9 protein-coding genes and 1 pseudogene are annotated in these 7,934 nt (G+C 69.7%); 2 read left to right on the top strand and 8 right to left on the bottom strand.

The window, feature by feature from the left end; genetic code table 11:
* The 4 genes and pseudogenes from D7V97_RS36590 to D7V97_RS36575 all read right to left on the bottom strand — a co-directional run.
* Positions 1-660 (bottom strand): annotated as a pseudogene (locus D7V97_RS36590) (hemagglutinin); the annotation flags it as partial.
* A gap of 53 nt (positions 661-713) precedes the next feature.
* The gene (locus D7V97_RS36585) at positions 714-1,214 is read right to left on the bottom strand and encodes a hypothetical protein (protein WP_120615245.1); all 501 of its coding nucleotides are present in this window, start codon (positions 1,212-1,214) and stop codon (positions 714-716) included.
* 19 nt (positions 1,215-1,233) lie between these two features.
* The gene (locus D7V97_RS36580; RefSeq protein ID WP_120615244.1) at positions 1,234-1,740 is read right to left on the bottom strand and encodes a cupin domain-containing protein; all 507 of its coding nucleotides are present in this window, start codon (positions 1,738-1,740) and stop codon (positions 1,234-1,236) included.
* An 18-nt stretch (positions 1,741-1,758) separates the two neighbouring features.
* Positions 1,759-2,544, bottom strand: a complete 786-nt coding sequence (locus tag D7V97_RS36575; RefSeq protein ID WP_120615246.1) for a class I SAM-dependent methyltransferase — start codon at positions 2,542-2,544, stop codon at positions 1,759-1,761.
* Between the two features lie 96 nt (positions 2,545-2,640).
* Here D7V97_RS36575 and D7V97_RS36570 point away from each other — a divergent pair, with 96 nt between their 5' ends.
* Positions 2,641-4,023 carry a citrate synthase gene (locus tag D7V97_RS36570; RefSeq protein ID WP_120615243.1) on the top strand — a complete coding sequence of 461 codons (1,383 nt, stop codon included), beginning with the start codon at positions 2,641-2,643 and terminating at the stop codon, positions 4,021-4,023.
* A gap of 62 nt (positions 4,024-4,085) precedes the next feature.
* Entirely contained in the window at positions 4,086-4,391 is a 306-nt protein-coding gene (locus tag D7V97_RS36565) for a hypothetical protein (RefSeq protein ID WP_120615242.1), read from the top strand.
* A gap of 73 nt (positions 4,392-4,464) precedes the next feature.
* On the opposite strand, the gene ychF is transcribed toward D7V97_RS36565, so the two are convergent.
* The 4 genes from ychF to atpB all read right to left on the bottom strand — a co-directional run bounded on the left by ychF (position 4,465) and on the right by atpB (position 7,770).
* The gene (gene ychF, locus D7V97_RS36560; protein ID WP_120615241.1) at positions 4,465-5,577 is read right to left on the bottom strand and encodes a redox-regulated ATPase YchF; all 1,113 of its coding nucleotides are present in this window, start codon (positions 5,575-5,577) and stop codon (positions 4,465-4,467) included.
* A gap of 45 nt (positions 5,578-5,622) precedes the next feature.
* A complete protein-coding gene (atpF, locus tag D7V97_RS36555) occupies positions 5,623-6,171 on the bottom strand; it encodes a F0F1 ATP synthase subunit B (protein ID WP_120615240.1) in 549 nt (182 codons plus the stop codon).
* A 128-nt stretch (positions 6,172-6,299) separates the two neighbouring features.
* Complete coding sequence (locus tag D7V97_RS36550; protein ID WP_120615239.1) at positions 6,300-6,530, bottom strand: ATP synthase F0 subunit C; 231 nt, start codon at positions 6,528-6,530, stop codon at positions 6,300-6,302.
* Positions 6,531-6,687: 157 nt separating this feature from the next.
* Entirely contained in the window at positions 6,688-7,770 is a 1,083-nt protein-coding gene (atpB, locus tag D7V97_RS36545) for a F0F1 ATP synthase subunit A (protein WP_120615238.1), read from the bottom strand.
* Positions 7,771-7,934: the final 164 nt, after the last annotated feature.

Here is a 7,934-nt window from a genome sequence, read left to right as displayed (position 1 = left end):
CACCACGCCCTCCCCACGGGCCGCGCCGCCGTCGGCCTCGGCCACGGAGAACCCGGTGCAGCCAAAGAGGACGGGATGGTTGAGGAAGGTGCCGCCCCGGAACCCGGCGCCATCCGCGTCGATGGTGCCGTCGTTGATCAGCTTGCCGGACACCAGCATCGCGAGGATGCCGCCAGACCTGCCGTCCCACGGAAAGACAGACAGCCGGCCGCCGGCCTCGATGATGACGTCGGAGTACTCGGGCACGCGCACGACCTGCGCGCGCGTCGCGGCGTAGGAGAACCGCAGGGGCTGGGTCAGCTTCAACAGGCCCGTCGTCAAATCCACGGACGCCACGCGGGCCAGCTCCCAGCGCCCCACGACCGAATTGTCCAGGGCCACGGCCTTCCCGCTGCCCAGGTCCGGCGGGGGCGACAGACCGACGCTCGTGTGGATCATCACCAGGTCCCCGGCGCCGACCTTGAGTCCGGGCACCGTGAGCTGCAACGCCCCCGCGGCGACGGACTGCTTCAGCGGAGAGGAGTCTCCGATGAGCACCGTGCTGCCCGCGACGACGGTCAGCACCCCATCGCGTCCGGTGCCCAGGCCAAAGGAGTCCGGCTCCGCGCGCGCGACCTGCGCCAGGAGCAATCCAAGAATGAGGGCCAGGGTGATCCGCATGGCCCCATGGTGCCCCACCGGCCGGCCGGGGTCGAGCAAGGCCCGCCCCCTCTTCAGCGCGGCGCCACCAGGTCCGCGAGCGCGCGGGCGTTGACGGGCGCGAAGAACGGCTGGCGCAGGAGCCGGCCCAGCGCGCGGCGCTCGACACACAAGAGCTGGAGCGAGTCCTCCCACTCCCCCAGCACGGCCACCGCGCGCACGTCGGCCGCGTCGCGGTACAGGTCGTTGAGGTTGTGCACGAGCGCGGGCACGTCCTCCACCTCCCACTTCTCCGTGACGTCACCGGCCGCGACGTGCAGCTCCAGCACGGGGCGCTCGCGAACATCGACAATCTTCAGCCGCCGGGCCGCGCCACCCATGGCCGCGGTGAGGGGGCCCACCAGCTCATCCGGCCGGACGCCGTACCCCACGGTGAGGCCACCCGCGAGCACGCCTGCTTCACACAGGCGCAGCAGCGACACATGGGGAGGTTCGCCCGCGGGCACGAGCCCGGCAGCGGCGGCGGGATCCTTGAGCAGCCGCTCGCGGTCGAGCGCATCCAGCAGGGAAGCCATGGGCCGAGCACCCTAGCAATCAGGGCGCCTCGCCGTCCCAGTAGTCGACCTCCGAGGCCAGCGGCAGGTACGCATGCAGCGTGCGAGCGGCCTTGTCGCCTCCCGGAGCAGCCCCCGCGAAGACGCCGACCTTCTTCGAGTCCGGATACACGAGCACGTCCGGCGCCTCCATGGTGGAGAAGCACAGGTAGCGCAGCGGCTCCGACCCGTCGTTGATGAGCTGGTGCGCGGACTCCGCGCCCGGAGGCAGCGCGACGTAGTCCCCTGCGCGCACGGGAACGGTCTCGGCACCGAGGCGCAGCGAGCCCGCGCCGGACAGGACATAGACAGCCTCTTCGTTGCCCAGGTGGTAGTGCAGGGGCCACGAGCGGCGGCCCGGAGGAAGCTCCACCAGGCTGCACCCGAGCTTGCGTCCATGCGCGGCGGCGCCCAGTTGCTTGCGCATGAGTGCCACGCGGGAGCCGTGGGCAACGTTGGTCCAGGGAAGGTCGTCGGCGTGGACGACGTGGGGATGGGACGGGGACATGGCGGGCCTCGCTGTGAGTCAGGGGCGCTCGGCGACGAGCGCGAACACGCGGTGGGGAACGGACATCGGCTCGTGGGGGAAGCGCTCGGCGAGGAGCGCCGTGAGCGCGGCTTCGAAGCGGGCCACGGCGTCTGGAGGGAGCGAGGCGCCAATCCGAGCGTTGGCGCGCATCCGTCCGCGCCAGCCCACGTGGGTGTACGGCGTGGGGGAGTCGAAGGAGAAGGACGTCACGGCCTGGAAGCCCGCGAGGCCCACGTCGAGGAACCACGCCGGGTAGATGCCCACGGCATGTCCGTAGCGATCCACGGGCAGCAGGTCCCGGGGGCTGAAGCCTTCCATCAACGTCTCGGTGGCCTCCACCACGTTGCCGGGCAGGGCCAGAAAGTCGAAGTGGGCGATGATCAACCGCCCGCCGGGCCGCAGCACCCGGAACGCCTCGCGAGCAGCGGCGGCGCGGTCGAACCAATGCCAGCACTGACCGGCGAACACGCGGTCGAAGGAGGCTGAAGGCAGGCCGGTGTCCTCCGCGCGGCCCTCGCGGAACTCCACCGCGAGCCCCTCGTCCCGAGCGAGCTGCCGGGCCGCGTCCAGCTGGGGAGCGGACACATCCAGGGCCACGACTTCGCAGCCACGCCGAGCCAGTCCCCGAGCGATGGTGCCGGTGCCGGTGCCCAGGTCCAGCGCGCGCAGGCCGGGCCGCAGCACGCCGTCCTGTTCCAGCCGGGTGAAGAAGCTGTCGGGGAAGCCCGCCCGGTACTTCGCGTAGTCCGACGACGTGCGTCCGAAGTCCACTGACACAGACATGGTCACTCCTCGCGTGAAGACCTCCGGCGCGGAGACTTCAGCTCGACAGGATGTCCAGTCGAGTCGAGACTCCGCCTCCAGGGAGGTACGTGAAGCATGGTGCGTCGCAGCGGGGGTCGCTCTCAATCTCGATTCGACCATCCACCTGAGGAGGAGCTGCTGCGCGCGGAGGAGGCAGCGACCCTCTTGGGGGTGAAGCGGGCGACGCTCTACACGTACGTGAGCCGAGGGCTCGTGCGGTGCGTGCCGGAGAAGGGGACGAAGGAGAACCGCTACCTGCGAGCGGACGTGGAGCGTCTGAAGACGCGCCACGACGCCAGGGCAGGCCACGCGGCGGTGGCCTCCGGAGCGCTGCGCTGGGGCGAGCCCGTCATCGACTCATCCGTGTCGCAAGTGGGCGAAGAAGGACTCGCGTACAGAGGGCACGACGCCGTGGCGCTGGCCACCGGAGGCCGCCTGTTCGAGGACGTGGCGGAGCTGCTGTGGACCGGACACCTGCCGCCAGTGCCCACGCCGTGGCCCTTGTCGGGGGTGCTGCTTGCCGCTCCCGAGCAAGCCGGTCCACCGTCGCGAGGAGCGTCGTCACTGTCCGCCACCGAGCGCACCAACTCGTCGCAGCGTGGATCACCCGCGTTGTCTCCCGCGGCGCTCGCGGCCCTGCTGCCCCGTGGAACGCCGCCCCTGTCCGCATTGTCCGCGCTGGTGCCGCTGCTGGCCGCGAGCGACGAGGGCCGCTTCTCCGCGCCACCGGAACAGGACAAGGCCCGGGCCCGTCGCCTGATCCGCCATCTGGGCGCGTGGGTCTGCGTGGCGCAGGCACCGGGCCGCGTGTCGCGCGCGTTGAAGGAAGACACCGTGGCCGAATCCCTGGCCACGGCCTGGGACGCGAAGCTGAAGCGAGCCCCGGAGCTGATCAACCGCGCACTCATCCTCAGCGCGGACCACGAGCTCAACACCTCCACCTTCGCCGCGAGAGTCACAGCCTCCTCTGGAGCGGACCTCTACGCATGCATGGGCGCGGCGCTGGCGGCCCTCTCCGGCCACCGGCACGGCGGCTCCTGCGACCGCGTGGAAGCCCTCCTCACGGAGGTGGGCCGTCCAGAGCGCGCCGCCCAGGTGCTACACGGCCGCCTGCGCCGGGGCGAGTCCGTGACAGGCTTTGGCCATCGCCTCTACCCGCACGGTGACCCGCGCACGCCACCGCTGGTGGAGGCCGCGTTGAGCGTGCGCCCCGAATCCCTCCGCGTGCGCATCGCCCGCGCCGTGATCGACACCATGCGCGACGCCGGCCATCCGCCCCCGGCGCTGGACCTGGGGCTCGTGATGCTGGCGGACGCGCTGGGCCTGCCATCGGGCGCCGCAACCGTGCTGTTCGGCCTGGGCCGCACCGCGGGCTGGGTGGCGCACATCCTGGAGCAGCGCGAACAGGGCCACCTGCTCCGCCCCCGCGCGCGCTACGTGGATCCCCCCGCACGGTAGGCACGCGCCGGTGTCACCTGCCCGTCACGCCGCGCACGTTTCAGTTGGACCCGCCGCGCCGGATGCGCACACTGCCGCCCGTGAGCGAACGCCGCCCTGCCCTGCCCTATCCCGCCGTGTTGCTGCTCGGCAACGTGGCCTTCATCGCCGCCTGGATCGTCGTCCTCAAGCGCCCCGAGGGCTGGCAGGTCGTGGGCCCCGTGCTCCTCGCCCTCTTCCTCGTGCTGCGCGTGGGCGGCGTCTGGCGCTACGCCCGCAACAACCCGGACCCCACCGGCCGCGCGAAGCGCTCCGCCGTCATCTCCACCGTGCTCGCCCTGCTCGCCGTGGGCCTCTGGGTCTTCACCCTGCTGAGCGGCCCGCGCTGAAAGCCAAACGGGCGCCCCTTCCGAAGTGGAAGGAAGCGCCCGCTGTCACTTCGAAGCAGCCAGCAACCGCGCGTCAGACGTTGAAGCGGAAGTGCATGCAGTCACCGTCCTGCACCAGGTACTCCTTGCCTTCCACGCGCAGCAGGCCCTTCTCCTTCACCGCCGACTCGCTGCCCAGCTTCACCAGGTCCTCCCAGCGCATCACCTCGGCCTTGATGAAGCCGCGCTCGAAGTCCGAGTGGATGACGCCCGCCGCCTGCGGCGCCTTGAAGCCCTTGTGGATGGTCCACGCGCGGCACTCCTGCTCGCCCACCGTGAAGTACGTCCACAGGCCCAGCAGCTTGTAGCCCTCACGCACCACCTTGTGCAGGCCGGGCTCCGTCAGGCCGTTGCTCTCCAGGAAGCCGGGGCGGTCGGACTCGGGCAGCTGCTGGATCTCCGACTCCAGCGCCGCCGCCAGCACCACCACGCTCGCGCCTTCCTTGGCGGCCATCTCGCGCACCGCCTTCACCCGCGGGTCGCTGTCTTCCTTGCCAATCTGCCCCTCGCTGATGTTCGCCACGTACAGCACGGGCTTGTCCGTCAGCAGGAACAGGTCCTGGAGCAGCGCGTGCTCCTCCTCGTTCAGCTTCTGCGCGCGCACCGTGATGCCGTTGTCCAGGGCCGCCTTCACCCGGTCCAGCGTCGCGACCTCGGCCTTGGCCTCTTCGGCCGCCTTGCCGCCCAGCTTGGTGTTCTTCAGCGACCGCTCGCGGCGCTTCTCCACCGTCTCCAGGTCCTTGAGGCACAGCTCCGTGTCGACCACGTCCCGGTCCCGCACCGGATCCACGCCGCCCTCGACGTGGGTGACGTTGTCGTCCTCGAAGCAGCGCAGCACGTGGAGCACCGCGTTCACCTGGCGGATGTTCGCCAGGAACTGGTTGCCCAGGCCCTCACCCTTGGAAGCGCCGCGCACCAGGCCCGCGATGTCCACGAACTCCAGCGACGTGGGGATCTTCTTCAGCGGCTTGATGAGCGCCGTCAACTGGTCCAGGCGCTCGTCCGGCACCGCCACCACGCCCACGTTCGGCTCGATGGTGCAGAACGGGTAGTTCGCGGCCTGCGCGCTCGCCGCGGAGGACAAGGCGTTGAACAGGGTGGACTTGCCCACGTTGGGCAGACCGACGATGCCGATGGAGAGACCCATGATGGTTTCCTGGAACAGACGGGCGAGGCTTGGGACTTCCCGGCCTTACGCCGAACGACGGGTCGCCGTGGCGCTCGTCGCACCCGGCAGGCCCTGCACGAACTGCTCGGCCAGCTGACGGTGCTTCGCGTCGTCCATGCGCTCGTTCATCAGCTTGGAGGCCACGTCCATCGCCAGGTCCACCGCCATGGCGCGCACCTCCGCGATGGCCTTGGCCTTCTGGTCGTCAATCTCGCGGCGGGCGCTCAGCTTCAGTTCCTCCGCCTCCTTGCGGCTCTTCGCCATCAGCTCGTCGCGGAACTTCTCCATGTCCGCGGTGTTGCGGCGCATCATCTCCGCCGCCTCGCGACGGGCCTCGGCGATGGCCGTCTTCTGGTCCGCGAGCAGCTTCTCCGCCTCGGCGCGCTCACGCTTCGCGCTCTCGATGGCGTTGGAGATCTGCTTCTCGCGCTCCTCCACGAGCGACAGGATGGGCCCCCACGCCTTCGCGCGCAGCACCAGCATGACGAGGACGAAGGTGACGATGGTCCAGAAGATGAGGCCCGGACGGACCTCCACGAAGCTGCTGGCGGCGAGAACAGGGGGCAGGAACATGGCGGGTCCCGGATTCAGACGGCGAAAAAGAGGTGCGGGAGACTGCGGGTGACACAGGCACTGCGGTGTTCAGGACGCCGGCGCCCCTTCGAAGAAGAGGACGCCGGCTCCCGGTGAAGCCAACCGGCTCAGGTCTTGATGGCGAGCAGGATGCAAACGACCAGCGCGAACAGCGTGGCGCCTTCGATGAGGGCCGCCGCGATGATCATCGTGGTGCGGATGTCGCCGGCCGCGGCGGGCTGACGGCCCGTGGCGTCCATGGCGGCGGCCGCCAGCTTACCGATGCCGAGCGCGGCGCCGATGATGGAGAGACCCGCGCCGATACCGGCGGCGAGGAAGGCAAGAGCGAAGTTGGTCATGGGAACACGTGCTTTCGGGTGATGCAGGACCCGCTTGTGGGGGGGTCGTCAAAGCCCTTTAGGACTACCTCCGACGGCCTTTCGAACCGCCGGGTCTTCAACCGGGGCGCCGTGACTCCGGGCGCCCCGCCAACTCAGGTCCGGAATGCTCCCCGGCTCAAATGTGATGCGCCTTGCCGTGGTCGTGGCTGTCGCCCGTTTCCTTGTGGCCGTGGTCGTCGTGGTGACCCATGGCCACGCTCATGCCGATGAAGAGCGCCGACAGCATGGTGAACACGTACGCCTGCACGAAGGCCACGAACAGCTCCAGCAGGTAGATGCCGAAGGCGAATGGCACGCTCACCAGCGCCACCGCGGGGTTGCGGAGCATGAAGATGAGGCCCAGCAGGAAGAAGATGACGATGTGGCCCGCCAGCATGTTGGCGAAGAGTCGGATGGTGAGGGCGAAGGGCTTGGTGAACAGGCCCAGGAACTCCACCGGAATCATGATGGGCCACAGCCAGGGGGACACGCCGCCCGTCAGGTGCTTCAGGTAGCCGCCCACGCCCGCGGCGCGGATGCCCGCCGCCTGCGTGACGAAGAAGGTGCACAGCGCCAGGCCGCACGTGACGGCGATGTTGCCCGTGGCGGACGCCATCCAGGGGAACAGGCCCAGCAGGTTCATGAAGAGGATGAAGAAGAACGCGGTCAGCAGATAGGGCACGTAGCGCGGGCCCTCCTCCTTGCCGATGTTCTTGATGGCCAGCTCGTCACGCACGAACAACACGAGCATCTCGAAGAGGTTCGCCGCCGTGCCGCGCGGGACCAGCTTCGTCTTGTCGCGGTTGCTCCAGAGGAGCAGCGAGCCAATCAGGATGAGCGCCGCCAGCCACATCATCACCGTGTGCTTGGTGATGGAGAGGTCCACGCAGCCCTGGCCCAGGCCCGGGTACACCTCGCCGTGGCCGCCGCCGTGCGGGTCCGCCACCGGCGTGCAGGCGCCGTCGTGCAGGGGGATGAAGATTTTCGGCAGGTGGATGGGGATGTGGTTGCGGCTGAGCGGGACCTCGAACTCGTACTCGTTCGAGTCGCCCACGTGGTGGAGGATGTAGCCGGCGACGTCCTCGCCCTCGGCGTCGATGTCCTCGTTCGGATAGCCGTGCTGAGCCGCCGCGGCCGTGCCAGCCTCGCCGCCATGCTGCTCGGAGGCCCACACGGTGCCCGCGAACAGACAGGCGAACAGCACCATTGCCTTGCGCATCACTCGTCTCCGCCCGCCGCGGCTTTCGTCGCGGCCATCACGTAGCTGACTTCGATCCACTGCAGCGCGAAGTAGACGCCGAAGAAGCCGCCCACGAACGCGATCGCGCTCAAATTCCGGGACACCACCCACGCCAGCCCCAGCCCCACGCCCACACCTCGGAG

This window comes from Corallococcus sp. CA053C, assembly GCF_003611675.1.
Lineage (GTDB): Bacteria > Myxococcota > Myxococcia > Myxococcales > Myxococcaceae > Corallococcus.
Note: the sequence above shows the minus strand (reverse complement) of the source record. Positions and strands in the feature narration are given on the sequence as shown.

Coding starts and splice junctions, on each gene's coding strand:
- D7V97_RS36585 (WP_120615245.1), bottom strand. CDS start 1,214: ATGGCTTCCCTGCTGGATGCGCTCGACCGCGAGCGGCTGCTCAAGGAT.
- D7V97_RS36580 (WP_120615244.1), bottom strand. CDS start 1,740: ATGTCCCCGTCCCATCCCCACGTCGTCCACGCCGACGACCTTCCCTGG.
- D7V97_RS36575 (WP_120615246.1), bottom strand. CDS start 2,544: ATGTCTGTGTCAGTGGACTTCGGACGCACGTCGTCGGACTACGCGAAG.
- D7V97_RS36570 (WP_120615243.1), top strand. CDS start 2,641: ATGGTGCGTCGCAGCGGGGGTCGCTCTCAATCTCGATTCGACCATCCA.
- D7V97_RS36565 (WP_120615242.1), top strand. CDS start 4,086: ATGCGCACACTGCCGCCCGTGAGCGAACGCCGCCCTGCCCTGCCCTAT.
- ychF (WP_120615241.1), bottom strand. CDS start 5,577: ATGGGTCTCTCCATCGGCATCGTCGGTCTGCCCAACGTGGGCAAGTCC.
- atpF (WP_120615240.1), bottom strand. CDS start 6,171: ATGTTCCTGCCCCCTGTTCTCGCCGCCAGCAGCTTCGTGGAGGTCCGT.
- D7V97_RS36550 (WP_120615239.1), bottom strand. CDS start 6,530: ATGACCAACTTCGCTCTTGCCTTCCTCGCCGCCGGTATCGGCGCGGGT.
- atpB (WP_120615238.1), bottom strand. CDS start 7,770: ATGCGCAAGGCAATGGTGCTGTTCGCCTGTCTGTTCGCGGGCACCGTG.